The organism is Mycobacterium paraffinicum, assembly GCF_025822865.1.
Lineage (GTDB): Bacteria > Actinomycetota > Actinomycetes > Mycobacteriales > Mycobacteriaceae > Mycobacterium > Mycobacterium paraffinicum.
Genome location: NZ_JACKUR010000016.1, coordinates 480,804 through 504,346, shown reverse-complemented (window position 1 = coordinate 504,346; position 23,543 = coordinate 480,804). Strand labels below are relative to the sequence as shown.

At 69.0% G+C, this 23,543-nt stretch carries 28 protein-coding genes; 11 read left to right on the top strand and 17 right to left on the bottom strand.

Going from position 1 to position 23,543, the window contains the following annotated elements; all coding sequences use genetic code 11:
- Positions 1-74 precede the first annotated feature (74 nt).
- Both H7J89_RS07710 and H7J89_RS07705 read left to right on the top strand, forming a co-directional pair.
- Positions 75-1,565: a flavin-containing monooxygenase gene (locus H7J89_RS07710; RefSeq protein WP_264039894.1), complete on the top strand. Its 1,491-nt coding sequence runs from the start codon at positions 75-77 to the stop codon at positions 1,563-1,565.
- 32 nt (positions 1,566-1,597) lie between these two features.
- Positions 1,598-2,134, top strand: a complete 537-nt coding sequence (locus H7J89_RS07705; RefSeq protein ID WP_264039886.1) for a hypothetical protein — start codon at positions 1,598-1,600, stop codon at positions 2,132-2,134.
- On the opposite strand, the gene H7J89_RS07700 is transcribed toward H7J89_RS07705, so the two are convergent.
- Genes H7J89_RS07700 through H7J89_RS07690 form a run of 3 tightly spaced genes read right to left on the bottom strand, consistent with a single transcriptional unit; the run spans position 2,131 to position 4,891 of the window.
- The gene (locus tag H7J89_RS07700; RefSeq protein WP_264039878.1) at positions 2,131-2,616 is read right to left on the bottom strand and encodes a DUF302 domain-containing protein; all 486 of its coding nucleotides are present in this window, start codon (positions 2,614-2,616) and stop codon (positions 2,131-2,133) included. The genes H7J89_RS07705 and H7J89_RS07700 overlap by 4 nt on opposite strands.
- A 5-nt stretch (positions 2,617-2,621) precedes the next feature.
- Positions 2,622-3,710: an NmrA family NAD(P)-binding protein gene (locus H7J89_RS07695; protein ID WP_264040348.1), complete on the bottom strand. Its 1,089-nt coding sequence runs from the start codon at positions 3,708-3,710 to the stop codon at positions 2,622-2,624.
- An 8-nt stretch (positions 3,711-3,718) separates the two neighbouring features.
- On the bottom strand, positions 3,719-4,891 hold the full coding sequence (locus tag H7J89_RS07690) for a thiolase family protein (RefSeq protein WP_264039871.1): 1,173 nt from the start codon (positions 4,889-4,891) through the stop codon (positions 3,719-3,721).
- Between the two features lie 94 nt (positions 4,892-4,985).
- Here H7J89_RS07690 and H7J89_RS07685 point away from each other — a divergent pair, with 94 nt between their 5' ends.
- Positions 4,986-5,459, top strand: coding sequence for a winged helix-turn-helix transcriptional regulator (locus H7J89_RS07685; protein ID WP_264039861.1), 474 nt, complete (start codon positions 4,986-4,988; stop codon positions 5,457-5,459).
- Here H7J89_RS07685 and rsgA read toward each other — a convergent pair.
- Positions 5,446-6,426, bottom strand: a complete 981-nt coding sequence (gene rsgA / locus H7J89_RS07680) for a ribosome small subunit-dependent GTPase A (RefSeq protein ID WP_264039853.1) — start codon at positions 6,424-6,426, stop codon at positions 5,446-5,448. The genes H7J89_RS07685 and rsgA overlap by 14 nt on opposite strands.
- A complete protein-coding gene (aroA, locus tag H7J89_RS07675) occupies positions 6,423-7,706 on the bottom strand; it encodes a 3-phosphoshikimate 1-carboxyvinyltransferase (RefSeq protein ID WP_264039845.1) in 1,284 nt (427 codons plus the stop codon). Before aroA ends, rsgA begins: the two co-directional genes overlap by 4 nt.
- Positions 7,707-7,750: 44 nt before the next feature.
- Here aroA and H7J89_RS07670 point away from each other — a divergent pair, with 44 nt between their 5' ends.
- Positions 7,751-8,512, top strand: a complete 762-nt coding sequence (locus H7J89_RS07670; protein ID WP_264039838.1) for an SOS response-associated peptidase — start codon at positions 7,751-7,753, stop codon at positions 8,510-8,512.
- Here H7J89_RS07670 and H7J89_RS07665 read toward each other — a convergent pair.
- From H7J89_RS07665 to H7J89_RS07655, 3 genes are all read right to left on the bottom strand, one after another.
- Positions 8,509-8,760, bottom strand: coding sequence for a hypothetical protein (locus H7J89_RS07665; protein WP_067947732.1), 252 nt, complete (start codon positions 8,758-8,760; stop codon positions 8,509-8,511). The genes H7J89_RS07670 and H7J89_RS07665 overlap by 4 nt on opposite strands.
- A gap of 65 nt (positions 8,761-8,825) precedes the next feature.
- Positions 8,826-9,311 carry a YbaK/EbsC family protein gene (locus H7J89_RS07660; RefSeq protein WP_264039824.1) on the bottom strand — a complete coding sequence of 162 codons (486 nt, stop codon included), beginning with the start codon at positions 9,309-9,311 and terminating at the stop codon, positions 8,826-8,828.
- 55 nt (positions 9,312-9,366) lie between these two features.
- Positions 9,367-10,215, bottom strand: a complete 849-nt coding sequence (locus H7J89_RS07655; protein WP_067205464.1) for an SDR family oxidoreductase — start codon at positions 10,213-10,215, stop codon at positions 9,367-9,369.
- 282 nt (positions 10,216-10,497) lie between these two features.
- On the opposite strand from H7J89_RS07655, the gene H7J89_RS07650 reads away from it, so the two are divergent.
- Positions 10,498-11,145 (top strand): sigma-70 family RNA polymerase sigma factor, encoded by a 648-nt coding sequence (locus H7J89_RS07650; RefSeq protein WP_264040340.1) that lies wholly within the window; start codon positions 10,498-10,500, stop codon positions 11,143-11,145.
- Positions 11,146-11,195: 50 nt separating this feature from the next.
- Entirely contained in the window at positions 11,196-11,498 is a 303-nt protein-coding gene (rsrA, locus tag H7J89_RS07645; protein WP_264040332.1) for a mycothiol system anti-sigma-R factor, read from the top strand.
- 6 nt (positions 11,499-11,504) lie between these two features.
- On the opposite strand, the gene H7J89_RS25890 is transcribed toward rsrA, so the two are convergent.
- Positions 11,505-11,579 carry a 50S ribosomal protein bL37 gene (locus tag H7J89_RS25890; RefSeq protein ID WP_011728008.1) on the bottom strand — a complete coding sequence of 25 codons (75 nt, stop codon included), beginning with the start codon at positions 11,577-11,579 and terminating at the stop codon, positions 11,505-11,507.
- A 207-nt stretch (positions 11,580-11,786) separates the two neighbouring features.
- Here H7J89_RS25890 and H7J89_RS07640 point away from each other — a divergent pair, with 207 nt between their 5' ends.
- Positions 11,787-12,002 (top strand): biotin/lipoyl-binding carrier protein, encoded by a 216-nt coding sequence (locus tag H7J89_RS07640; protein WP_066956294.1) that lies wholly within the window; start codon positions 11,787-11,789, stop codon positions 12,000-12,002.
- Positions 12,003-12,061: 59 nt separating this feature from the next.
- On the top strand, positions 12,062-13,561 hold the full coding sequence (locus H7J89_RS07635) for a sensor histidine kinase (protein WP_264039813.1): 1,500 nt from the start codon (positions 12,062-12,064) through the stop codon (positions 13,559-13,561).
- 73 nt (positions 13,562-13,634) lie between these two features.
- Here H7J89_RS07635 and whiB1 read toward each other — a convergent pair whose 3' ends face one another.
- Entirely contained in the window at positions 13,635-13,889 is a 255-nt protein-coding gene (whiB1, locus tag H7J89_RS07630) for a transcriptional regulator WhiB1 (protein WP_007168139.1), read from the bottom strand.
- A gap of 282 nt (positions 13,890-14,171) precedes the next feature.
- Positions 14,172-15,143 carry a diacylglycerol/lipid kinase family protein gene (locus tag H7J89_RS07625; RefSeq protein ID WP_264039786.1) on the bottom strand — a complete coding sequence of 324 codons (972 nt, stop codon included), beginning with the start codon at positions 15,141-15,143 and terminating at the stop codon, positions 14,172-14,174.
- A 79-nt stretch (positions 15,144-15,222) separates the two neighbouring features.
- Between H7J89_RS07625 and H7J89_RS07620 the strand changes: the two genes are divergently transcribed.
- Complete coding sequence (locus tag H7J89_RS07620; protein ID WP_264039781.1) at positions 15,223-15,669, top strand: hypothetical protein; 447 nt, start codon at positions 15,223-15,225, stop codon at positions 15,667-15,669.
- Here the strand turns inward: H7J89_RS07620 and H7J89_RS07615 are convergent.
- From H7J89_RS07615 to H7J89_RS07605, 3 genes are read right to left on the bottom strand one after another with little or no spacing between them, the layout of a single operon-like run.
- A complete protein-coding gene (locus tag H7J89_RS07615) occupies positions 15,621-16,097 on the bottom strand; it encodes a GNAT family N-acetyltransferase (protein ID WP_264039764.1) in 477 nt (158 codons plus the stop codon). The genes H7J89_RS07620 and H7J89_RS07615 overlap by 49 nt on opposite strands.
- Positions 16,094-17,191: an isochorismate synthase gene (locus H7J89_RS07610; protein WP_264039757.1), complete on the bottom strand. Its 1,098-nt coding sequence runs from the start codon at positions 17,189-17,191 to the stop codon at positions 16,094-16,096. Before H7J89_RS07610 ends, H7J89_RS07615 begins: the two co-directional genes overlap by 4 nt.
- On the bottom strand, positions 17,188-17,799 hold the full coding sequence (locus H7J89_RS07605) for an acid phosphatase (protein WP_264039748.1): 612 nt from the start codon (positions 17,797-17,799) through the stop codon (positions 17,188-17,190). Before H7J89_RS07605 ends, H7J89_RS07610 begins: the two co-directional genes overlap by 4 nt.
- 119 nt (positions 17,800-17,918) lie before the next feature.
- On the opposite strand from H7J89_RS07605, the gene H7J89_RS07600 reads away from it, so the two are divergent.
- Positions 17,919-18,722: a ParA family protein gene (locus H7J89_RS07600; protein WP_264039740.1), complete on the top strand. Its 804-nt coding sequence runs from the start codon at positions 17,919-17,921 to the stop codon at positions 18,720-18,722.
- 155 nt (positions 18,723-18,877) lie between these two features.
- Here the strand turns inward: H7J89_RS07600 and H7J89_RS07595 are convergent, their stop codons facing one another.
- Both H7J89_RS07595 and H7J89_RS07590 read right to left on the bottom strand, forming a co-directional pair.
- Complete coding sequence (locus H7J89_RS07595) at positions 18,878-20,098, bottom strand: Rv3212 family protein (RefSeq protein WP_264039732.1); 1,221 nt, start codon at positions 20,096-20,098, stop codon at positions 18,878-18,880.
- A gap of 14 nt (positions 20,099-20,112) precedes the next feature.
- Positions 20,113-21,609, bottom strand: coding sequence for a DEAD/DEAH box helicase (locus tag H7J89_RS07590; protein WP_264039723.1), 1,497 nt, complete (start codon positions 21,607-21,609; stop codon positions 20,113-20,115).
- Between the two features lie 255 nt (positions 21,610-21,864).
- Here H7J89_RS07590 and H7J89_RS07585 point away from each other — a divergent pair, with 255 nt between their 5' ends.
- Complete coding sequence (locus tag H7J89_RS07585) at positions 21,865-22,584, top strand: ferritin-like fold-containing protein (RefSeq protein ID WP_264039714.1); 720 nt, start codon at positions 21,865-21,867, stop codon at positions 22,582-22,584.
- Positions 22,585-22,668: 84 nt separating this feature from the next.
- Here the strand turns inward: H7J89_RS07585 and H7J89_RS07580 are convergent, their stop codons facing one another.
- Entirely contained in the window at positions 22,669-23,382 is a 714-nt protein-coding gene (locus H7J89_RS07580; protein ID WP_264039706.1) for an MmpS family transport accessory protein, read from the bottom strand.
- Positions 23,383-23,543 lie beyond the last annotated feature (161 nt).

Sequence of the window (23,543 nt, the reverse complement as noted above, 5' to 3'; positions counted from 1 at the left end):
CGTGGCCGGAATCATGGATTTGCCGACCGCAATCGGCTGCCCGCAGCCCGCGGCCCGCCCCTAGCGTTGGAGTCATGACTTCGACTCGTCCTCGCGTGCTGGTGATCGGGGCCGGATTCGGTGGCCTCGCCGCCGCCTACGAGCTGTCCAGGGATGGTCTCGCCGACGTGACGGTGCTGGAGAAGGCCGACGACATCGGCGGCGTCTGGAGGGAGAACACGTACCCGGGTGCCGCCTGCGACGTCCCGTCGAACCTGTACTCCTACTCCTTCGCCCGGAAGACCGACTGGGGCCGGCGATACGCCGAGCAGCCCGACATCCTCGGCTACATCCACGACACCGCCGACCGGTTCGGCCTTCGTGACGTGGTACGGACCGGTGTGGAGGTCACCTCGGCCTGCTACGACGACGACACCGCCACGTGGCGGGTCGAGACCACGACCGGCGACGTGTTCGAGGCCGACGTGTTGGTGCCCGCGGTCGGGCAGCTGTCGCGGCCGGCGCTGCCGAACGTCCCGGGACTCGACACGTTCGCGGGCCCCTCGTTCCATTCGGCGCAGTGGCGCCATGACGTCGACCTGGCCGGCAAGCGCGTCGCCGTCCTGGGCACCGGCGCGTCGGCGATCCAGTTCGTGCCTCGCATTCGCGAGACCGCCGAGCATGTCACCGTCTTTCAGCGATCCGCCCCATATGTGCTGCCGAAGCCGGATCGTGCCTACACCCACGCCCATCACGCCGCCTTCCGGACCGTGCCCGGGTTCGCGGCCGCGATGCGGAACCTGATTTGGGAGATCTCGGAATTCTTCGGCCTCGCGCTGACCAGGGTTGCTCCGCTCGCCCGGCTGATCGGCATCGCCGCGTCGGCAAACCTCAAGCGCCACATCAAAGATCCGGTCTTGCGGGCCAAGCTGACGCCCGACTACCCGATCGGCTGCAAGCGGGTGCTGTTCAGCAGCGACTGGTATCCGGCGCTGGCCAGCGCCAACGTCGACGTCGAGACCGAGGCGATCACCGAGGTGACGCCCGCGGGTGTGCGAACCGCGGACGGCCGGTTGCACGAGGTCGACGCGATCATCTACGGCACCGGGTTCAAGGCGACCGAATTCCTCGCCCCGATGACGATCACCGGCCGCGACGGGCGGGACCTGCAGTCCGAATGGGCGGAGGGAGCGCGGGCCCATCTCGGCGTGGCCGTGCCGGGTTTCCCGAACATGTTCCTGATCTACGGCCCGAACACCAATCTCGGCAGCAGTTCGATCATCCTGATGATGGAGCAGCAGGCCGGTTACATCCGCCAGATCGTCGAGGAGCTGGCCCGCGGGGGCGTGGCCCGCGCGTTCGAGGTGCGCCGCGCCGTGGAGCAGGCCTACGACGCGGAGGTCCAGGCCCGCCTGGATGCCGGGGTGTGGACCACCTGCGATTCCTGGTACCGCGTCGCCTCCGGTCGGGTCACCACCAACTGGCCGGGGCTGGTGCACGAATACCAGCACCGCACAAGGGCAGTGGTCTTCGCGGACTACGACGTGGTGCTGCCCGACCGCGCGGCCAAGAAGGTCGGCGCTTAGCCTGTTCGACCGTCGGGACTACGCTCGGAAACATGTTCGCAGCGTTCGGATTCGAATCCATGGGTGTGGTCGTCGGGGACATGTTCTTCGTCGACCCGAACCCCAACCAAGGTCAGGAAACCCCGGAGCGGGGGGTCAGGCTGGAACTGCGCCTCGTCGACCGGGATGAGCCGCAGGGCTCGATCTACGCCGGCGTCCCGATCGGATTCAACCGCCCGGTGTGGCGGGTGGACCTGTTCGGCTCCACCGAGAGCCCGCCCGGGACGCTGGACCGGGCCCACCACCACCCGAAGTTCGACGGCTGGGAGCCCGGGCGCCGGCACTTCGTCCCCGAGCTGTCCGCCGACCCGGTCACCTGGCTGGCCGATCAGCTGGCCGATCCGGCCGCCGTGCTGGCCCGGGCGGGCGTCGACCCCGACGAGGTTCCCGAGGCCGACAAGGCCGGCTTGGCCGCGGCGGCCCCCGAGATCGTCGCCGCGGTGAAACGGATGCTCGACGGCGTGCGCGACGGGGAGTTGGCGCCGTCGCCGCCCGAGCCGGTGGCGGCCGCCCGCACCGGCTGGCTCTAGGCGGTCACCTTTTCGGCCAGTGCGGCCAGCTTGGCATCGAGTTCTTCAGCGGCGCTGAGTAATTCGGGGTTGGGCTCGACGACCATCAGCGACGACGGCTTGACGTAGGTCAGGCTGCAGCCGGCGGGCTCGTCGGTGATCAAGAGTTCGACCGGGGCGAACAGGCCGGCCGTCACGTCGTGGCGCAGCATCGTGATCGCGATCAACGGGTTGCCGAGAATCAGGCGGATCGCCTTGCGGTCGATGCCCGCCTTGGGGATCCACGCGCCGTGGTCGACGACACCGAACAGCATGAATCCGCTTGGCCCGACGTGGGGTTCGATGCGTTCGCGGTAGGACTCCCAGCTGTCGCTAGTCGCCGCGATGTCGTTGATCGGGATGGGCCGCTCGCCGATGTCGGCAAGCAGCGCGGCGAGCAGCTCGTCGTAGCTCTTGGCGCTGTCGTAACGCACCCGCACGCCGTCGAAAAGGGTCTCGGTCATCGCACCTACAACTTTCCTGTCCGTTGATCCTCACCAATCTTGAGGATCGGAGTCCGGTTCTCCGGTTGAACCCGCTCCCAGAGGCCGCCCTTGCCCAGCGCCCTTCCTAACCGGTCTTCTCTGCGGAACCACTCCTCGGCACTCCTGATCCGATTCGGGTGCACCTCATCGAGCAGACCGTAATCGCGTTTGACGACTCCGTACTTCCAGAGATTCCAGAATCCCGTGAAATTGTCCCGGATGTTCATGGTGCTCTTGTCGTTTGGGTCGGCGTTGTACCCAGCAGGGGCATGTGCGGCTCTACTGAGGGGGCCGGTCTTCCAGTACTCGTCCAGATCGGTGTCGATGTACCGCGCCGGATGCCCGGTGACCTTCTCGAACGCCGCAGCAAGATCCGCATAGGCGATATGGTCGATAGCGACTTCGAGATCCATGCCGTTCGCGCGGTCGGGATGGTCGAAAAGCCAACGGACATAAAATCCGCAGTCTTCGAGAGCCACGTGGGGCACGGCACCCTCGCCAAGCGGAACCCGCCACGTCACGACCCCGTCCTCGACGGTGGGCGTCATGGGCGTCCCGGGTGAGATCACCATCTCGATGTACGGGCCCGACGTGAACACCGCCGCTCCCATCCGATCGCGATTCACCTGATTCTGGAACAGGATCCACTCACCCACCCGGCCCTTGCCGTCGTAGTGGCCGGTCCGGAACCGAGAGTCATATCCCGACTTCTTGAGCCCGTAGTCGAGGTTTCCGTAGACGAAGAACTTGATTCCTTCTTCGATGGCTATCTCGTAACTGCGCATTGCCCAATACATCTCGGTCTTTTCGCCGGTGTTGAACCCGTCGATGTTGACGAATGCCGCGTCACAACCGCGGAATCCTGCCCGCAGGATCGCCTCATCGGCGAATGAGCCTTCCAGGACGGACACGTTGTCGAGGGCGAGAAGGTCCTTCGCTCGTCGGGAGGCGGGGTCGCGGGTGAGGAATCGAACGGAGTATTTGTTGTCGGCGACCAGGGCACGGACGATGGGCAAGCCCTGGGCGCCCGTGCCGCCTACGACAAAGACTTTCGAGATGCTGTTGGAAGGCATCGTCGGTGTCACAGCCGCTCGATGATGGTGGCGTTGGCCATGCCGCCGCCCTCGCACATCGTCTGCAGCCCATACCGCCCGCCGCGCTGCTCGAGCGCATTGACCAGTGTGGTCATGATGCGGGCACCGCTGGCGCCCAGCGGGTGGCCGATCGCGATGGCGCCGCCGTTGACGTTCGTCTTGGCCAGATCCGCACCGGTGTCGTGCGCCCACGCGAGCGCGACGGGCGCAAAGGCCTCGTTCACCTCGAACAGGTCGATGTCGGCCAGCGTCAGCCCGGCCCGGTGCAGCACCTTTTCGGTGGCCGGGATGACCCCGGTCAGCATGTAGAGCGGATCCGAGCCCACCACGGTGGTGGTATGGATGCGGGCCAGCGGCCGCAGGCCGAGCTTCCTCGCGACGTCGCTGGTGGTGATCATGACCGCGGCGCTGCCGTCGGAGAGCGGCGAGGAGTTGCCGGCGGTGATCTCCCAATTGACCTGCGGGAAACGGGCTTTCATCGCCTCGCTGTAGAACGCCGGCCGCAGCCCGGCCAGCGTTTCGACCGTCGTACCGGGCCGGATGAATTCGTCGGTGGCCAGGCCGGCTATCGGGATCAGTTCGTTGTCGAACAGGCCGTCCTTGGTGGCGCGGGCGGCCTTGTCGTGGCTGCCCGCGGAGAACTCGTCGAGCTGGGTCCGCGAGAAGCCCCACCGCGCGGCGATCAGTTCGGCGCTGATGCCCTGCGGCACCAGGCCGTCGGGGTAGCGCCGGGTCATGTCGTCGCCGAAGGGATTGCTGCCCGGCAGCACCGAGGTGCCCATCGGGACGCGGCCCATGGATTCCACGCCGGCGGCGACGACGATGTCGTAGGCGCCGGAAAGCACGCCCTGGGCGGCGAAGCTGATGGCCTGCTGGCTGCTGCCGCACTGCCGGTCGATCGTGACGCCGGGAACCGACTCGGGAAACCCGGCGCCCAGCAACGCGTTCCGGGCGATGTTGACCGCCTGGTCACCGACCTGGGCGACGGCACCGGCGATGACGTCGTCGATCTGTGCGGGGTCCACCCCGGTACGCGCCACCACTTCGCGCAAACTGTGCGCGAGCAGGTCGGCGGGCAGCACCTCGTGCAGCGCGCCGGTGGGCTTGCCCTTGCCGATCGGGGTGCGGACGGCTCCGACGATCACGGCGTCGCGGTTCATGGCTCCTCCTTGAGTCCCAGCATCTAGGTATAGATCGCTGTACCCAGGTAAACATCTAGGTACACTAAAAGCAACCCAGGCTGGGAGGTGATTTATGACACTGCTGCAGGGACCCTTGGCCGACCGCGATGCCTGGTCGGCCGTGGGCGAGTGCGCGATCGAGAAGACGATGGGGCTGGTGGGCACCAAATCCGCGATGCTCATCATGCGCGAGGCGTACTACGGCACGACGCGCTTCGACGACTTCGCCCGCCGGGTGGGCATCACCAAGGCCGCCACTTCGGCGCGGCTGTCCGAGCTGGTCGAACTGGGGCTGCTGAAGCGTCAGCCGTACCACGAGCCCGGGCAGCGGCGCCGGGAAGAGTATGTGCTCACCGAGGCCGGCATCGACTTCATGCCCGTCGTCTGGGCGATGTTCGAGTGGGGCCGGCGCCATTTGCCGGGGCGCAATCGCCTCCGGCTCACCCATCTCGGCTGTGGCGCCGAGGCGGGCGTCGAAATCCGTTGCTCCGAAGGCCACAAGGTGGCGCCCGACGAACTCGGCATGCGGCTGGCTAAGTCTGGTTGAGCGCTTTCAGCAGCCGCCGGGCCGCGGCCACGCGGCGGGCGGCGGGGCCCGACAGGGCGTCGAGCGCGCATTCGGGGTCGGCCGGTGGCCCCATGTGTCCGCAGCCGCGCGGGCAGTCCTCGATCGCCCCGGCCAGATCCGAGAAGGCCATCAGCACGTCGTCGGGCTCGATGTGCGCCAGCCCGAATGAGCGGATGCCCGGGGTGTCGATCACCCACCCCGACGTCGCCAAGGGGAGTGCCACCGATTGGGTGGAGGTGTGCCGGCCGCGGCCGATGTCGGTAACCTCGCCGACGGCCCGTTCCGCCTCGGGCACAAGGCGATTCACCAACGTGGACTTGCCGACGCCGGAATGCCCGAGCAGCACGGTGATCTTGCCGGCCAGCAGGTCGGCCACCGCGAGCAGCGGATCGTCGCGGCCCGCGACCACCACCGTCAGGTCCAGGTCCACGAAATGCGAGGCGAACGGCTCCGGTGGGGCGAGGTCGGTCTTGGTCAGGCACAGAATCGGTTTCAGCCCGCCGGCGAAGGCGGCGATGAGCGCCCGGTCGACCAGGCCGGTGCGCGGCGGCGGGTCGGCCAGCGCCACCACGATCAGCAGCTGGTCGGCGTTGGCGACCACCACGCGTTCGGTCGGGTCGGTGTCATCGGCCGTGCGCCGCAACACCGTTCGCCGTTCCCCGCGCCGCACGATGCGCGCCAGCGTGTCCAGCCGCCCGGACACGTCGCCGACCACGTCGACGGCGTCACCGACGACGATTGGGGTGCGGCCCAGTTCGCGGGCCCGCATCGCCGTGACCCGGCGATCGGGGTCCCCGCCGAGCACGCATCCCCAGCGGCCGCGGTCGACACTGACCACCATCGCGGCCTCGGCGTCGGCGTGCTCGGGACGAGTCTTGGTGCGCGGTCGCGAGCCCCTGCCGGAGCGGACCTTGACGTCGGACTCGTCGTAATCGCCGGGCTTCAAATATCGGACCTCAGCATGTCCGCCCAAAGCTGCGGAAACTCCGGCAGCGTCTTGGAAGTCGACCCGATGTCGTCCACCTGAACCCCGGCCACCCGCAGGCCGACGATCGCGCCCGCCATCGCCATCCGGTGGTCGGCGTAGGCGCGCCAGACGCCGGCGCGCAGCGGTGTCGCGGTGATCACCAGGCCGTCGGGGGTTTCGGAGCAGTCACCGCCCAGGCGATTGATCTCGGCGCTCAGTGCGGCGAGCCGATCGGTCTCGTGGCCGCGCAGGTGACCGATGCCGGAGAGGCGGGACACCGATCCCGGCTTGGCCAGCGCGGCCAGCGCCGCCACCGCCGGGGTCAGCTCGCCGACCGCGCGCAGGTCGACATCGAAACCGGGGTAGTCGGCGGACCCCTGTACCTCGAGGAACGAATCCCCCTGGGTGACAACGGCGTTCAGCTTGCCCAGCACGCTCAGGATGTTCTCGGCGGGTTGCACGCTGGCCGCCGGCCAGCCGGTGATGCGCACCGTTCCGCCGCTGACCACGGCCGCCGCCAGGAACGGAACGGCGTTCGTCAGGTCGGGCTCCACCTCCCAGTGCCGGGCCGCGACCGGGCCGGGGCGCACCCGCCAGCGGTTGGGCACCGAGTCGTCGACGTCGACCCCGGCCTGCCGCAGCATCACCACGGTCATCGCGATGTGCGGCGCCGACGGCAGCGTCGCGCCGGTGTGCTGCACGGTCAGGCCCTCGGTGAACGACGCCGCGCACAACAGCAGCCCCGAAACGAACTGCGACGACGCCGACGCGTCGATGGCCACGGTGCCCCCGGCGACCGCTCCGCTGCCGTGCACCCGGAAGGGCAGACCCGCGCCCTCGATCGGCACGCCCAGGCCGCGCAGGGCGTCGAGTAGCGGCGCGATGGGTCGCACCCGGGCCTGCTCGTCCCCGTCGAACTCGACGACCGCTTCGGCCAGCGCCGCCAGCGGGGGGACGAACCGCAGGACCGTACCGGCCAGCCCGCAATCCACGCGCGCGGCGGGCCCGGGAGCGATCCGCCCGCCGACCGTCAGCTCGGAGCCGGTGCCGTCGACGCGCAGGCCCAGGGCGCGCAACGCGCCGATCATCAGATCGGTGTCCCGGCTGCGCAGCGCCCCGCTGATGGTCGGCGTCCCCTGGCCTTGCGCGGCCGCCAGCGCCGCCAGCACCAGCGCGCGATTGGTCTGCGACTTCGAACCCGGAACGGTCACGGTCGCGTGCACCGGTTTCGGCGCGCTGGGGGCCGTCCACGTACTCACTGGTCCATCATTGCGTGTCACCGTCTTCTGCCACCATGGGTGTTATGTGCGGACGGTTCGCGGTCACCACCGATCCGGCGCTGCTGGCCCAGAAGATCAAGGCGATCGACGAGGCCACCGGCGCCTCCGAAAGTGCCGGGGCGCCCAACTACAACGTGGCCCCCACGTCGACCATCGCGACCGTCGTGAGCCGGCACACCGACCCCGACGACCAGCCCACCCGCCGGGTGCGGCTGATGCGCTGGGGCCTGGTGCCCCCGTGGGCCAAAGCCGGTTCCGACGGGGCGCCCGAGACCAAGGGCCCGATGCTGATCAACGCCCGCGCGGACAAGGTCACCACCTCGCCCGCCTTCCGGTCGAGCGCCAAGTCGAAGCGGTGCCTGATCCCGATGGACGGCTACTACGAATGGCGCGTCAACGACGCCGTCGCGGGCAAGAAGTCGCGCAAGACGCCGTTCTTCATGTACCGCGAGGATGGCGAGCCGCTGTTCATGGCCGGGCTGTGGTCGGTCTGGAAACCGGCCAAAGACGCTCAGCCGCTGCTGAGTTGCACGATCATCACCACCGACGCACCCGGCGAGCTGGCGGAGATCCACGACCGGATGCCGCTGGTGGTCCCGGAGCGGGAGTGGGACCGCTGGCTGGATCCGGACGCCCCGGTCGACGAAGAGCTGCTGGCCCACTCACCCGACGTGCGCGGGATCCGCATGCGCGAGGTGTCGACGCTGGTCAACAACGTCCGCAACAACGGGCCCGAGCTACTCGAGCCGGCCGGCCCGGAGCCCGAGCAGGCGACCTTGCTTTAGTTGCTGAGGACCAGCTTCCAGTTGCCGTTGACGTTGCGATCCGGCACGCACCAGAAGTTGTTCCAGTTGCCCGGAGTGCTGGCCTTCACGCCGGGCCCGGCGTCCTGACAAGCGGCCCGGGTCGGGTAGTTGCCCTCGGTTTGGATCGTGTCCGCGTTGCCGGTGCCCACACCGATCGTCATCAGCCCGGAGAAAGCCAGCACACCGGCGGCGACCATCGTCGCGCCGCGGGATCGCTTCGTCGTCATGGCGGGAGCGTAACGCGACGGCGAGAATTCGGCCCGGTTTTCGCCATGGCGCCAGGCTCGCGCGGCTACGCGCGGATGTGCGCGGTGATCGCGCCGGTCAACCGGATCAGGTCCTGCGGTGAAACCCCGACGTCCCAGCCGCGCCGTCCGGCGCTGCAGTACACCCGATCCCAGGCCAGGACGCCGGCGTCTACGACGGTCGGCAGGGCCTTGCGCTGCCCGAACGGCGAAACGGCGCCGACGAGGTAGCCGGTGGCGCGCTCGGCGGCGGCGGCCTCGGCCATGCCGGCCCTGGCCACGCCCAGCGCCGCGGCGGCCGCCTTCAGTGAGAGCCGGTCCGGCACCGGCAGTATTGCGACCGCGAGCCCGCCCGGCACCGCGACGACCAGGGTCTTATAGATCTGCTCGGGTGCGATGCCGCGTTCGGTCAGCGCGTGCACCGCTTCGACGCCGAACGAGCGTTCCCGCCGATCGTGGTCGAAGGTGATGACCTCATGCGGCACACCGGCTTTCGTCAACGCGGCCAGCGCGGGCGTCGCGGCGCGAGCCACCGGCTTCTCCAATGGTCGTGACCCGCGGCGCCCGGCGCCGGGCTTGCGACCACGACTAGGGGCCCGAGTATCCCGGCGGGTTGACGCCGTCGACCCAGAAGTCGACGCCGAGCTGCCCGCCCGGCACGCAGTTGTAGACCGACAGGTCGGTGACGCCGGACTCCACCAGCACGTCCTCGCACAGCAGGGTGTTGCCGGTGTATTCGCGGGCGGGCTTGTTCAGGATGACGTAGGCCGCGTCGGAGTACACCTCGGGCTTGCGGGCGCGTCCCATCGCCTCGTCACCGCCGAGCAGGTTCTGCACCGCGGCGGTGGCCACCAGCGTGCGCGGCCACAACGTGTTGGACGCGATGCCCGCCTCGCGCATCTCCTCGGCGATTCCCAAGGCGCACAGCGTCATGCCGAACTTGGCCATCATGTACGCGGTCGGCTTCAGCCACTCCTTGCCGAGCAGCACGGGCGGGGACAGCGTGAGGATGTGCGGGTTCTGGGCGGCCTTCAGGTGCGGGATGCAGGCCTGCGACACGGCGTAGGTGCCGCGCACCTGGATGCCGTTCATCAGGTCGAACCGCTTCATCGGCACCTCGGTGATGGACCCCAGGTTGATGGCCGACGCATTGTTGACGCAGATGTCGATGCCGCCGAATTGCTCGACGGTCTTGGCCACCGCCGACTCGACGGACTCCGGGTCGCGGACGTCCCCGACGATCGGCAGGGCCGCACCGCCCGCCTCCTCGAGCTCCTTGGCGGCGGTGTACACCGTGCCCGGCAGCTTGGGGTGCGGCTCGGCGGTCTTGGCGATCAGGGCGATGTTGGCACCGTCTTGTGCGGCGCGTTTGGCGATCGCCAGGCCGATACCGCGGCTGGCGCCGGAGATGAACATGGTCTTGCCGTTGAGGGACATGGCGTCACATTAACGTCCTGCCGCCACGGGTCGGATGGGGCCCGGAAATAGCGCGTGCGTTACCGCTGTTAAACGAGGCGGTCTCTGATGTTATGTGGGCGCACCCGGGCAGACACTGTCGGTGGCAGCCTCTAGATTGGGAGGAGCGGTTTGGTGTCAGCGGCGACGAGCCTGTTGGACAGTCCAACGGGTGCCGAGCAGTTGGCTTGCTTTCTCGCAAGCCCGGTGGCGCTTTCGGTGCTGCCCGGCGACACCGCAGCAGAAGGGACCGGGGTAATCGACATGGCCGAGACAGACGGCGCAACAGCACAGGAGATTCCCGATCCCGCCCCGCCGGAGACGGACGCCGAGCTGATGGCGCGCTTCGAGCGCGACGCGATTCCGCTGCTCGACCAGCTTTACGGCGGCGCGCTGCGCATGACGCGCAATCCCGCCGACGCCGAAGACCTGCTGCAAGAGACGATGGTGAAGGCCTACGCGGGGTTCCGCTCGTTCCGGGCCGGCACCAACCTCAAGGCCTGGCTGTACCGGATCCTGACCAACACCTACATCAACAGCTACCGCAAGAGGCAGCGCCAGCCGGCTGAATACCCGACCGAGGAGATCACCGATTGGCAGCTGGCGTCCAACGCCGAGCACTCGTCCACCGGGCTGCGCTCGGCCGAGGTCGAGGCGCTCGAGGCGCTGCCCGACAACGAGATCAAGGAAGCGCTGCAGGCGCTGCCGGAAGAATTCCGGATGGCCGTCTACTACGCCGATGTCGAGGGCTTTCCGTACAAGGAAATCGCCGAGATCATGGACACGCCCATCGGGACGGTAATGTCACGGCTGCACCGCGGCCGGCGTCAACTGCGTGGGCTGCTGGCTGACGTGGCCAAGGAGCGGGGCTTCAACCGCGGCCACCAGGCGCACGAGGAGGTGTCGTCATGAGCCGCGCCGGCGACGATGCAGAGCGAAGCGATGCTGAGGAGCGACGCTCATTGAGTGAGTTCTCCAGCCCCGGCGACACGTGCCCTAATGACGACGACCACGGTGCGGTCGGCTGCGCCGAGGTGATCCGCCAGGTTTGGCTCCTGCTCGACGGTGAATGCACTCCGGAGTCGCGGGACCAGCTGCGTCGCCACCTGGAGGCGTGCCCCGGTTGCTTCAAGCATTACGGCCTCGAGGAGCGGATCAAGGCGTTGATCGCCACCAAATGCAGAGGCGAGAAGGCCCCCGAGGGCCTGCGCGAGCGGCTACGGCTGGAGATCCGGCGGACCACCATCATCCGCGAGACGCGGTAGCGGTCCTCAGGCGTTGGGCCGCTTGCCGTGGTTGGCTTTGCTGTGCTTGCGGTCGCGCTTCTTACGGCCACGCTTGGCCATGGGTCGAACCTCCATTGATTCGGTCATTGATCCGGGCGCGCGGCGCCCGTCAGCCTGCCGCACAGTCTCTCACGAAAGACCCGCCCGGCCACAACGCCCCGTGCGCCGCGGTCCCGAGCACTCCTATGGTTCGATGTACGTGAGCCTGACGAAAGCTTGATGGACCAGCAGCCAGCCTGCGCAATGGCCGAAACGAGTGGGGTGAAGATGGCCGAGGATGTGCGCGCCGAGATCGTGGCCAGCGTGCTCGAAGTCGTAGTGAACGAGGGTGACCAGATCGGCAAAGGCGACATCGTGGTGCTGCTGGAGTCGATGAAGATGGAGATTCCCGTCTTGGCTGAGGTCGACGGCACCATCAGCAAGGTGAGCGTCGCGGTGGGCGATGTCATCCAGGCGGGCGACCTGATTGCTGTGATCAGCTAGGCCGCGGAAAAGTTTGGACCGTCCTGTCTGCTGCCGGGGAATGGCCCGGGGAGTGAGTGATGTCGACTCTCGGTGATCTGCTTGCCGAACACACCGTGCTGCCTGGCAACGCGGTGGACCACCTGCACGCGGTCGTGGGGGAGTGGCAGCTGCTGGCGGACCTGTCGTTCGCCGACTATCTGATGTGGGTTCGCCGCGACGACGGCATGTTGGTGTGTGTGGCGCAGTGCCGGCCGAACACCGCGCCCACGGTGCTCGTCACCGACTCGGTGGGCAGTGTCGTCGCCGCCGACCGGCTGGCGCTCGTCGCCGAGACCTTTGAGTCCGGCACCGCCCAGCGGGATGGCGGTGCGGGCCAACAGGATTCGTGGCTGCCCGGCCCGCACGTCGAGGCGACCCCGGTGCGATACGGCGGCCGGGTGGTGGCCGTGCTCACCCGGCATCAGACGGCCGTCGCGGCCGACCGCACATCCGGCCACCTGGAGACGGCCTACCGGGAATGCGCCGGCGATCTGGTCCACATGCTCGCCGACGGCACCTTCCCCGACGTGGGCGACGTGGTCATGTCCCGCTCCACCCCGCGGGCGGGCGATGGCTTCATCCGGTTGGACGTCAACGGCGTCGTCGCCTACGCCAGCCCCAACGCGGTGTCGGCCTACCACCGGATGGGCCTGACGTCCGAGCTCGAGGGCCGCAACCTGGTCAAGGTGACCCGGCCGCTGATCTCGGACCCCTTCGAGGCCCAAGAGCTGGCCGAGCACGTCCTGGACCTGCTGGCCGGGGGCAAGAGCATGCGCATGGAGGTCGACGCCGGCGGCGCCACGGTGCTGCTGCGGACGCTCCCGCTGGTGGTCGACGGCGCGAGCGCCGGTGCCGCCGTGCTGATCCGGGACGTCACCGAGGTGAAGCGCCGCGACCGGGCCCTGATCTCCAAGGACGCCACCATCCGCGAGATCCACCACCGGGTGAAGAACAACCTGCAGACGGTGGCGGCGCTGCTGCGCCTGCAGGCCCGCCGGACGGCCAACGCCGAAGGGCGCGAAGCCCTGATCGAGTCGGTGCGCCGGGTCTCGTCGATCGCGTTGGTGCACGACGCGCTGTCGATGTCCGTCGACGAACAGGTCAACCTCGACGAGGTCATCGACCGGATTCTGCCGATCATGAACGACGTGGCGTCAGTGGACCGCCCGATCCGGATCAACCGGGTCGGCGACCTCGGCGTGCTGGACTCCGACCGGGCGACGGCCCTGATCATGGTGATCACCGAACTGGTTCAGAACGCGATCGAGCATGCGTTCGATCCTGCGGTCGAAGAGGGATCGGTGACCATCCGCGCCGAGCGTTCGGCGCGCTGGCTCGACGTCGTCGTCCACGACGACGGCCGCGGGTTGCCGGAAGGCTTCAACCTGGAGACGTCGGACAGCCTCGGCCTGCAGATCGTGCGGACGCTGGTGTCGGCGGAACTCGACGGCACACTGGGCATGCGCCAAGCCCCGGCTTGCGGCACCGACGTGGTGTTGCGGGTACCGATCGGCCGGCGGGCGCGACTGGCCATCTAGGCGTTCAAAGTGTGCGCCACACAACAGTGCGGCCCCGACTTTCGTCGAGGCCGCACTGTTTGCTCTAACTGAGTCAGACTCCGCTACGGGCCTTCGTCCGGGCATTGCGACGCTTGAGTGCGCGTCGCTCGTCTTCGCTCATGCCGCCCCAGACGCCCGAGTCCTGGCCGGTGTTCAGGGCCCACGACAGGCAATCCGTGGTCACCGGGCACCGATTGCAGACCAGTTTCGCGTCAGCGATCTGCGCGAGCGCCGGGCCGCTGTTCCCTACCGGGAAGAACAGCTCCGGGTCCTCGTCGCGACAGACCGCCTTGTGGCGCCAATCCATACGTCCTACTCCTCACTGAGTGCGCAGCAAGGCGCACGGCCAATTTTCTTCGGCTGTTAACGCGTGCACAAGAAAAGGGTCCGTACCCCTATCTAAATTTCCTGCATGCAACCTTTTGATCGTTTCACAGGCCCAACAGATGTCAATAGCCCCGAGTTCGCTCGTGGGCTATCTCACTTCGATCGTTCCTTAGTCGGGCCATTACTCCGTTGTACTACACTCACTGGCCACTCACGAGGAAAAACTTCGCCGCGTGGCCCGCGGCCGCTTCGTTTGCGCAGCTCAGAAGGTATTTTTCTGGGGAGGTGCTACCACCGCCAGCGAGTCGGGTACCGCTTTGAAGGTCATGCTTTCGCGCACGCCGAGGTAATCCCCGTCGAACTGGCAGGCGACCGGGCCGCCGTTCGAGGTGACGCGCAAGCAGGGCACGTCGTCCTCGGTGATGAGGTGGTCGAAGTCGAACTTGGGCCGCTTGGCGAACATCTGCCGCACGATGCGAAGGGTGGGGATCGTTTTCATGCTCTTGGGTGCGAACACGCCCAGCCCGGACTCGAAGGTGCAGCCGGGATTGGTCCACACCGGCCGTTCGTTGGCGAACGTCCACGGGCTGGAGTTGGACACGAACGCGAAACTCACCCCCGTGATGGGTTCGCGGCCGGGCAGTTCCAGGGTGAGCATTGGTTCGCGGCGCGTGTAGCCCCACACGGCGGGCACCGCCGCGCGAATGTAGCGCCAGGCCGTCACCTTGCCGCCCTTGTCGCGTTCGGCCTCGACCGCGGCCACCACCTCGGCGTCGACCCCCATGCCGGTGTTGAACACGGCCCACCGCTCACCGCAGTCGATCAGGCCGATGCGGCGCCAGGTGTGGTGGTGGCGATAGTCGTCGAGGAGCTGGATGAGCTGATTCGTGGCGGCCACCGGGTCCCGCGAGATCCCGAGCGAGCGCGCCAGCACATTCGCCGAACCGCCGGGAACCACCGCGACCGCCGGCACCGGGCCGGTGTGCCCCGAAACCGCGCCGGGACGCCCGAGCAGGCCGTTGACCACCCCGCTCACCGTGCCGTCGCCGCCGTGCACCACGACCAGGTCGACGCCGTCCGCGACCGCCTTCTCGGCGAGTTCGGTGCCATGACCGCGGTGACTGGTGTGTTCGACGGTGAGCTGCAGGCGGCTCTTGAGCGCGTTCGCCAGCAGGTCGCGACCGGCCGGGGTGGTGGTGGTGGCTGTGGGGTTCACGATCAGCACGGCGCGCATGAAGCACGAGCTTATGCGGGCCGGTTAAGGCCGCGCTGTGGGGAACTCCTCGGCGGGCGGGGTGACTACGCTGACGCGGATGACAGTTTTCCGCCGCAACCCAGGGGCCGCTCCAGCCGCCGTGCGCGGCGCTGGGCTCCTCGTCTTGGTGCAAGGGCTGGCCGCGCTGGTGGTGGCGGCGGTACTGGTGGTGCGGGGCGTCGCGGGGGCGGACCAGCGCGTGGTCAACGGGTTGGGCACGGCGGTGTTTTTCGTTCTGGTCGGGGCGATGGTGCTGGCCGCCGGACGGGCGCTGACGGTCGGCAAGCGCTGGGGGCGCGGGCTGGCCGTGATCACCCAGCTGCTGCTACTGCCGGTGGCGTGGTACCTGACGGTGGACTCGCACCGGCCCGGCTTCGGGATTCCCGCCGGCATTGTGGCGCTGAGCGTGTTAGGCCTGCTCTTCAGCCCCGCGGGCTTGCGTTGGGCCGCCGGCGATCAGCGCGATTCCGCCAGCTCGGCCAACCGGGGGCCGGACAGCCGGTAGGTGGTCCACTCGCGCTGGGGTTCGGCGCCGACGCCGTCGTACAGCGTGCGGGCGTCGGCGTTCCAGTTCAGCACGGCCCAGGACAACCGCGTGTAGCCGTTGTCGAGGCATTCGGCCGCCAGCGTGGCCAGCAGCGCGCGGGCCAGGCCGCGGCGGCGAAATCCCGGCCGCACGAACAGGTCTTCGAGGTAGATGCCCGCCACGCCGTCCCAGGTGGAGAAGTTGAGAAACCACAGCGCCATCGCGGCGATCTCGCCCTCGACTTCCGCGACGTGCCCGTACACCGCTGGGGTGGCTCCGAAAAGTGCTGCCGCAATTTGCTTTTCGGTGACCGTGCATTGATCTGCGGCGTGTTCGAATTCCGCCAGTTCGTGGATCATTCCGGTGATTGCGGCGGCGTCTTCCGGCGCGGCGCGGCGAATGGTCATTGCTCGACGTCCAATGCGTTGAGGATCGTCGCGAATTTCGTTGTGGTTTCCGCGACTTCTTCGTCGGGATCCGATTCGGCGACGATGCCCCCACCGGATCGTGCGAGCGCTGTGCGACGGTCCGCCGACAGCTGCGCGCAGCGGATGGACACCACCCAGCGGCCGTCGCCCCGGGCGTCGCACCAGCCCACCGCCCCCGCGTAGAACCCGCGGTCGCCTTCCAACTCGGCGATGAGCTCCACCGCGGCCTTGGTCGGCACCCCGCCGACCGCCGGCGTGGGATGCAGAGCCAGGGCCAAATCGATTGCGGTGGTGGACGTATCGCGAAGCCGGGCGCCGATCGGTGTGCACAGGTGCCACACCGCTGCGGTGCGGCTCAACTCGGGCTCGGCGGCGATCGTCAACTCGTCGCACAGCGGCTCGAGGGCGGCCCGAATGGTTTCGATGACCAGCTGGTGCTCGTGCCGATCCTTGGCCGAACCGGCCAGCGCGGCGCCGTTGGCGGCGTCGGCGTCCGGGTCGGCGGCGCGGGGCGCCGAACCGGCGAACGGCCGGCACGTGACCCGATCTCCGTTGCGCGCCACCAGAAGTTCCGGGCTGGCGCCCACCAGCGCCACACCCGCGTAGTCGTCGCCGGCGGCGGTCAGGTCGACCAGATAGCCGTAGGCGGCCGGGTCCGCGGCGATGAGCCGGCGCAGGATGACGCGGGCGTCCAGGGGGGCGTCCGCGACCAGCCGCAGCGCGCGGGACAGCACCACCTTGCTCAGCAGGCTGTCGGGGGCGGTGAGTTGATCGCGGGCCCGGACGATGCGACTGCGGTAGTCGGCCGGTGACGGATCGGCGGCGGCGATATGCACCGGCGGCAGCGGGCCGGTCGGCCAGTCGGGCGGGCCGTCGGTGCGTCGCACCGCGTCGGGAACCAGCAGCGCTGCGGGCCGGTTCACGTCGAAAGGCAACGCGCCCAACACTATTGCGGCGGAGCCCGAACGCAGCGCGTCCTGCGCCACCGCCACGTCGCGGTAGCGCTCCCGCACCCCCTCGGCGACCAGGCTCTGCTTCGGCCCGCACAGCGCGAACGGCGGTTGGGCGCTCACCCGGGTTTGATCGCCTGCGGCTGGGCGGTCAATCCGAGCGCCGCGAGCTGTCGCACGCCATGCTCGAAACCGCACACCGCGATGGAGCCGGCCAGCATCCAGAAGCGGCTGCCCTCGACGAGCGGCAGCTCCACCCAGCGCGTGATGACCGACCGGGAGAAGTGGCTGTGTCCGACGAACACCACGTCGCGCGAGCTCATGTGCTCCAGCGCGAACGCGACCGCCCGATCGGCGCGGTCGCTGACCTGCTGCACGCTTTCGCCACCGGGACAGCCGTGCGTCCAGACCAGCCAATCGGGCACCTGTTCGTGGATCTGCGGCGTCGTCAACCCCTCGTAGGAGCCGTAATCCCATTCGGCGAGCAGGGGAGAGACCTCGTCCACAGCCAGGCCGGCCAGCTTCGCTGTGGTCAGGGCGCGGATGCGCGGGCTGCTGATCACCAACGGGTCGGTGAGGTTCAGTTCTCGCAGGACGCGGCCGGCCAGCTCGGCCTGAACGCGGCCGGTGTCGGTCAGCTCGAGGTCGGTCCGGCCGGTGTGCTGGCCGGATTTCGACCACTCGGTCTCGCCGTGGCGGAGCAGGACCAGTCGATGATTGTGCAAGCCCATATCGACCGATTCTGCCGGACGACATGCCGGGCACGTCGGCCGCAGCGCGTGGCGAGCGAACGTGCCAGGATGGGCACTGTTGACCGCATGGCAACGATGCAGAGGGGAGAGCCGCGCCTATGGCTGCTAAGACCCGGGTACTGGCAGTGGCCAACCAGAAGGGCGGCGTAGCCAAGACGACGACGGTCGCCTCGCTGGGCGCGGCGATGGTGGACGAGGGACGCCGGGTGCTGCTGGTCGACCTCGATCCGCAGGGCTGCCTGACCTTCTCACTCGGTCAGGATCCCGACAAACTCCCGGTGTCGGTGCACGAGGTGCTGCTCGGCGAGGTCGAGCCCAACGCCGCGCTGGTCACCACGATGGAGGGGATGACGCTGCTGCCGGCCAACATCGACCTGGCGGGCGCCGAGGCGATGCTGTTGATGCGCGCCGGCCGCGAATACGCGCTCAAACGCGCGTTGGCGAAGCTCTCCGACGACTTCGACGTGGTCATCATCGACTGCCCGCCGTCGCTGGGTGTGCTCACCCTCAACGGGCTGACCGCCGCCGACGAGGTGATCGTGCCGCTGCAGTGCGAGACGCTCGCGCACCGTGGAGTCGGCCAGTTCCTGCGCACGGTCGCCGATGTCCAGCAGATCACCAACCCGGAGCTGCGGCTCCTGGGCGCGTTGCCGACGCTGTACGACTCGCGGACCACCCACACCCGGGACGTCTTGGTGGACGTTGCCGACCGCTACAACCTGCCGGTGCTGGCCCCGCCGATACCGCGCACGGTGCGTTTCGCCGAGGCCAGTGCCTCGGGGTCGTCGGTGATGGCCGGGCGCAAGAACAAGGGCGCGTCGGCCTACGCCGACCTGGCGAAGGCGTTGCTCAAGCACTGGAAGACCGGCAAGCCGCTGCCGACGTTCGCCGTCGAGGTGTAGTTCAAGCTCGGCCGGCGTCAGCCCCGAGCCTTCCTGCGCGACGAAACATAAACCATTGCGCCCCGTTTCGGCGTGTTGTCGCAACTGGTCATGTGTCGCGGCCGTGGCGGTGCGGCCGGTCGGCGTGCGGCTTGGCCGCCGCGCGCTCGGCAACGTCAGCCGAGGGCCACCACGGTGTCGCCCCGCTGCTCGAACACCTGGGATCCCGCGACGGCCGGGACCACCGCCCGTCCGGGCGTGCCCGGCGCCCGGTTCACCGGGATGTAGCGCTCGTTGGCGCCGCTGACCGGGTCATAGACGCCGATCGCGCCGGTGACCGGCACCAGCAGGCGGCCCGCCATCATCGCGCCCGGCCCCAGCGGCGCCGTCGTGGCGCCCGCGGCGATGGTGTAGCGCAGCGACAGGTTGCCCGTCTCGAAGACCATGACGGAATCCCCGGTCCACCAGGTGATCAGGCTGCCCGCGTGCGACACGGCACCGGGGCTCGTCGGCGGCTTGGGCAGCAGCGTGCTCGACACGGTGGTGCCGGTCTCGTCGATCACGTCCACCCGGGGCTGCGGGGACGGCAGGTACACCGCGGTGTTGCTCTCCCAGACGGCCAGCACCCGGGCGCCCGAATCCGCCCTGATCCCGGGTTCGGCCACGATGCGCTGCTGGGGTTCGTCGTCGTCCTTGCCCGGCCGCAGCAGCACGAGCCGCAGGTCGGCCTGGTTGGCGCAGCTCTCCAGCACCGAGACCGCCGATGAGCTGGCCGCGGCCGAGACCAGCTTGCAGCCGGAGTGCAGCCCGCGTGCCGAGGGCTTGACCCGGGCGTCCGTCTCGCCGTACGCCACCATCCGGACCATGTCGGAGCGCCACAGCTCGAGCCGGGTGTCGCCGGCCGCCAACACCGTCGTGCCGTCGGAGGATAGCTGCACGTGCGGGTCGGCGTAGCCGCTGCGGGCGGGCCCGCGGCGACCCGTGGACCCGTCAAGGGTGCTCGCCTGCCCGCACCCGCGGTCGTCCCGATAGACGGCGACGGCGTAGTGGTACACCCAGGAGACCCCGCACAGGTCGGTGTCGCGCTCGTAGCTCCATCGGGACTGGCCCGAGGCGGGATCACGGCCGTCGACCCGGCGGGCGTCGCCGGTGACGACCGTCCCGCCGACCGCCACGGGCGCGGTGGTGGCCGGACTCGATGCGGTCCACAGCTCCTTGAGCGCGGCAGGGACCTGCCGGGCCGGTGTCGGGTTGGGCGCCGGAACGGCGGCCGGCCGGCTGATGGTGGCCCGGGCGTCGCTGGTCCACCAGATCAGCGAGGCGACGGCGGCGACGACGACCGCTATCGCAGCGGCGGCCAAGAGGTCGCCCTTGGTCCGGCGTTCGGGTCTGACCATCCGGGCGGGCGAATCTAGCTGGCGTTTGCGCCGGCTTCGGCGGGCTTCCGACGACGGCGGCGACGGCGGGTGGTCCCGCCGTTACCGGGCGCTTCCGCGGCGGCTTCGCCGTTGGTGGCGCCGGCCGCGGCATTCCCGCCCGCATGTGCGGTGGTGGGTTGGCCGCCGCGGGTGCGCCGTCGCGGTGCGCCGGAGCGGGCACGCCCGCCCCGGTCCGCCTTCTGGCCGTCGCGCTCGCTGGCACGGCGCTGGCCCTGCGGCTTCTTCGGCGAGCCGATGGCGCTGCCCGCGTCCGTGGGGATGCCCATCTCTTCATAGAGGTGCGGCGAGTTCGAGTAGGTTTCGGCGGGCTCGGGGCACTCCAGGCCCAGCGCCTTGTCGATCATCGACCAGCGGGGCAGCTCGTCCCAGTCCACCAGGGTGACGGCGATACCGGTCTTGCCGGCGCGGCCGGTGCGGCCGATGCGGTGCACGTAGGCCTGTTCATCCTCGGGGATCTGGTAGTTGATGACGTGGGTGATGTCGTCGATGTCGATGCCGCGGGCGGCCACATCCGTGGCGACCAGCACGTCGATGTCGCCGCTGCGGAAGGCCTTGAGCGCCTTCTCGCGGGCGATCTGCCCGAGGTCGCCGTGCACGGCGCCGACCTTGAAGCCGCGCTCGGCCAGTTCGTCGGCGACCTTCTGGGCGGTGCGCTTGGTGCGGGTGAAGATCATCGTCGCGCCGCGGCACTCCGCCTGCAGCACCCGGCTCACCAATTCCACCTTGTCCAGCGCGTGGGCCCGGTAGACGAACTGCTCGGTGGTGTCGTGCGTGGCGGCCGAGTGCGGCGCCTCCGCCCGGATGTGGGTGGGCTGGTTCATGAAGGTGCGGGCCAGCGTGATGATCGGGCCCGGCATGGTCGCCGAGAACAGCATGGATTGCCGGTCCTCGGGGATCTGACGCAGGATGCGCTCGATGTCGGGCAAAAAGCCCAGGTCGAGCATCTCGTCGGCCTCGTCGAGGACCAGCATGGACAACCCGCCCAGCTGCAGGTGGCCCTGCTGGGCCAGGTCGAGCAGCCGGCCGGGGGTGCCGACCACGACGTCGGCGCCGGCCTGCAGTGCCTCGATCTGGGGCTCGTAGGCCCGCCCGCCGTAGATCGAGACGACGGACAGCCGCCGGCCTTCGTCGGCGGTGAGGTACTTGGCCGCGGCGGCCAGGTCCTCGGTGACCTGGAGGCACAGCTCACGGGTCGGGACCACGACCAGGGCCCGTGGTGTGCCGTTGAGCTCCCGAACGCCGACTCCGGACGTGATGCGGTTCAGCAGCGGCACACCGAAGGCGAGGGTCTTGCCCATGCCGGTGCGGGCCTGGCCGATCACGTCGTCGCCGGCGAGTGCCAGCGGCATGGTCAGTTCTTGGATGGCGAAGGGGCGTTCGATGCCCTTTTCGGCGAGGGCTCGGACGATTTCGTCGCGAACGCCGAGGTTGGCAAAGGTCAATTCAGTTGTGCTGGTGAGTGCGCTCATGCGTGGGTAGTAAGCCTTTCGGTGACGTATCGGTTTGTGTCGGTGTTTCTCTGTCGCGGTCACGCGCGCACGAGTTCCGACTCCGAATACGTCGCCGAGTCGCGGGCCCCTGCCCAAATCCGGGCGGGCCAGCTGTGCACGCACATTTCGCCGATAGCGGCTTGGAAAAAGAAATACAGCCGCTATCTACATACATGATAGCTGGTCGACAGCTGGCGCCCAGTTAGCGCCGGGTCCGCCGACTACAGTGTTGCCATGACCCGGCCCTCTTGCCAGCCCTCCGAAGCCGAACTGGAAGCCGACCAGGTGGACGATTCGCCCGCCCCGCGTCTTTCGGCCGACCACCCGGGCGTCAACGAGTTGTTCGCGGTCTTGGCATACGGCGAGATCGCCGCCTTCTATCGGCTCACCGACGAGGCGCGGATGGCACCCGACCTGCGCGGACGGATTTCCATGGCCAGCATGGCCGCCGCCGAGATGCAGCACTACGAGCTGCTGCGCGACGCCCTGGAAAGCCGGGGCGTCGACGTCGTGAAGGCGATGTCGAAGTACGTCTCGGCGCTGGAGAATTACCACCGGCTGACCATGCCAAGCACGTGGCTGGAAGCCCTGGTGAAGACCTATGTCGGCGACGCCCTGGCCGCCGACCTGTACCTGGAGATCGCCGACGGGCTACCCGACGAGATCGCCGACGTGGTGCGGGCGGCGCTGTCCGAGACGGGGCACTCGCAGTTCGTCGTCGCCGAGGTGCGCGCCGCCGTGACCTCCAGCGGCAAGCAGCGCAGCCGGCTGGCGCTGTGGTCGCGCCGCCTGTTCGGCGAGGCGATTACGCAGGCTCAGTACCTGCTGGCCGACCACGACGAGCTGGTCGACCTGGTGATGTCGGGCGCCGGGGGCCTGGGCCAGCTCAACGCGTTCTTCGACCGGTTGCAGCACACCCACGACCGGCGGATGCACGAACTGGGCCTGAGCTGACGCTCGGCCGTGATCGCAAGCGCGGCGAAAGCCGGCGCTGGGGGCACCCCCGCGGAGCCGGGGGACGGGTCACGGCCATTGGACTCAGCGCGCGCAGGTCGCCAGGCTCGAGTTGTTGGTCGACGCGGCCACCAGTTGACCGGCGGCGTTGACGATCGAGCAGTTGAGCCGGCCGTAGAAGCTGGTCGCGACCACCGATGGGTTCTGGACGCTCGGACTCAAGATCACCGCCTTGGTCCACGGCAGCGACACGTTGAACTCGGTCTGGGTGTAGCCGCTCCCGTCGGTGTAGACGATGTTCACCAGGTCCAGCAGCTGCTTGCTGCCGGTCACGCTGTAGACGACGGTGCGCGGGTTCAGCGCGGCCGGCGGGGGCGTCAGCGTCAGGGGCGGAGCGGCGGTGGGCGTTCCCGTCGGCGCCAGGCTCGGGGACGCGCTGGGCGTGGTGACGGTGGTGACCGTTTCGGGCGGCAACGCCGTGCGGGAGGGGCCGGGCTGGGCGCTGGGCGGGACGGAGCTTTTGGTCGTCGCCGGCGCGGACGTCACCGGTTGGGGGGCCGGTGCCACGGTGGCCTTGGTCGAGGCGCTGTCGCCGCTGTTGATGATGACGGCGGTCGCGATCGCGCCGATGGCCACCACGGCGCCGAGGATCGCCGTGACCGGACGCCAGCGAAGCTCGGCCGGCCAGCCGGTCCAGGTGTAGTCGCCCTCGGGGTAGGCGTCGGCTCCATAGAGCTCGTCGGTCTGGTCTTCGGGGTAGTCCCGGACCTCGTCGAGATCGGCCAGTGTGGTACCCATGGGGCCGAAGGTAGCCATGTGAAAACACGAACCGGGCTGCGGACCCGGGTCTGGGCTCAGTCGCAAGCTAATCGTTATCTGCTCGCGACCGACGTTTCGCTCAGCGCGAACCCCGCGCCGGGGGCCTGTCGGCGCAGCGGGCCCGCCGCGTCCACTAGCCT

Bases quoted from the DNA above. Each gene is read 5' to 3' on its own strand.
- H7J89_RS07710 (WP_264039894.1), top strand. From the start codon at position 75: ATGACTTCGACTCGTCCTCGCGTGCTGGTGATCGGGGCCGGATTCGGT.
- H7J89_RS07705 (WP_264039886.1), top strand. From the start codon at position 1,598: ATGTTCGCAGCGTTCGGATTCGAATCCATGGGTGTGGTCGTCGGGGAC.
- H7J89_RS07700 (WP_264039878.1), bottom strand. From the start codon at position 2,616: ATGACCGAGACCCTTTTCGACGGCGTGCGGGTGCGTTACGACAGCGCC.
- H7J89_RS07695 (WP_264040348.1), bottom strand. From the start codon at position 3,710: ATGCCTTCCAACAGCATCTCGAAAGTCTTTGTCGTAGGCGGCACGGGC.
- H7J89_RS07690 (WP_264039871.1), bottom strand. From the start codon at position 4,891: ATGAACCGCGACGCCGTGATCGTCGGAGCCGTCCGCACCCCGATCGGC.
- H7J89_RS07685 (WP_264039861.1), top strand. From the start codon at position 4,986: ATGACACTGCTGCAGGGACCCTTGGCCGACCGCGATGCCTGGTCGGCC.
- H7J89_RS07670 (WP_264039838.1), top strand. From the start codon at position 7,751: ATGTGCGGACGGTTCGCGGTCACCACCGATCCGGCGCTGCTGGCCCAG.
- H7J89_RS07665 (WP_067947732.1), bottom strand. From the start codon at position 8,760: ATGACGACGAAGCGATCCCGCGGCGCGACGATGGTCGCCGCCGGTGTG.
- H7J89_RS07655 (WP_067205464.1), bottom strand. From the start codon at position 10,215: ATGTCCCTCAACGGCAAGACCATGTTCATCTCCGGCGCCAGCCGCGGT.
- H7J89_RS07650 (WP_264040340.1), top strand. From the start codon at position 10,498: ATGGCCGAGACAGACGGCGCAACAGCACAGGAGATTCCCGATCCCGCC.
- H7J89_RS07640 (WP_066956294.1), top strand. From the start codon at position 11,787: ATGGCCGAGGATGTGCGCGCCGAGATCGTGGCCAGCGTGCTCGAAGTC.
- H7J89_RS07635 (WP_264039813.1), top strand. From the start codon at position 12,062: ATGTCGACTCTCGGTGATCTGCTTGCCGAACACACCGTGCTGCCTGGC.
- whiB1 (WP_007168139.1), bottom strand. From the start codon at position 13,889: ATGGATTGGCGCCACAAGGCGGTCTGTCGCGACGAGGACCCGGAGCTG.
- H7J89_RS07625 (WP_264039786.1), bottom strand. From the start codon at position 15,143: ATGCGCGCCGTGCTGATCGTGAACCCCACAGCCACCACCACCACCCCG.
- H7J89_RS07620 (WP_264039781.1), top strand. From the start codon at position 15,223: ATGACAGTTTTCCGCCGCAACCCAGGGGCCGCTCCAGCCGCCGTGCGC.
- H7J89_RS07615 (WP_264039764.1), bottom strand. From the start codon at position 16,097: ATGACCATTCGCCGCGCCGCGCCGGAAGACGCCGCCGCAATCACCGGA.
- H7J89_RS07605 (WP_264039748.1), bottom strand. From the start codon at position 17,799: ATGGGCTTGCACAATCATCGACTGGTCCTGCTCCGCCACGGCGAGACC.
- H7J89_RS07600 (WP_264039740.1), top strand. From the start codon at position 17,919: ATGGCTGCTAAGACCCGGGTACTGGCAGTGGCCAACCAGAAGGGCGGC.
- H7J89_RS07595 (WP_264039732.1), bottom strand. From the start codon at position 20,098: ATGGTCAGACCCGAACGCCGGACCAAGGGCGACCTCTTGGCCGCCGCT.
- H7J89_RS07590 (WP_264039723.1), bottom strand. From the start codon at position 21,609: ATGAGCGCACTCACCAGCACAACTGAATTGACCTTTGCCAACCTCGGC.
- H7J89_RS07585 (WP_264039714.1), top strand. From the start codon at position 21,865: ATGACCCGGCCCTCTTGCCAGCCCTCCGAAGCCGAACTGGAAGCCGAC.
- H7J89_RS07580 (WP_264039706.1), bottom strand. From the start codon at position 23,382: ATGGGTACCACACTGGCCGATCTCGACGAGGTCCGGGACTACCCCGAA.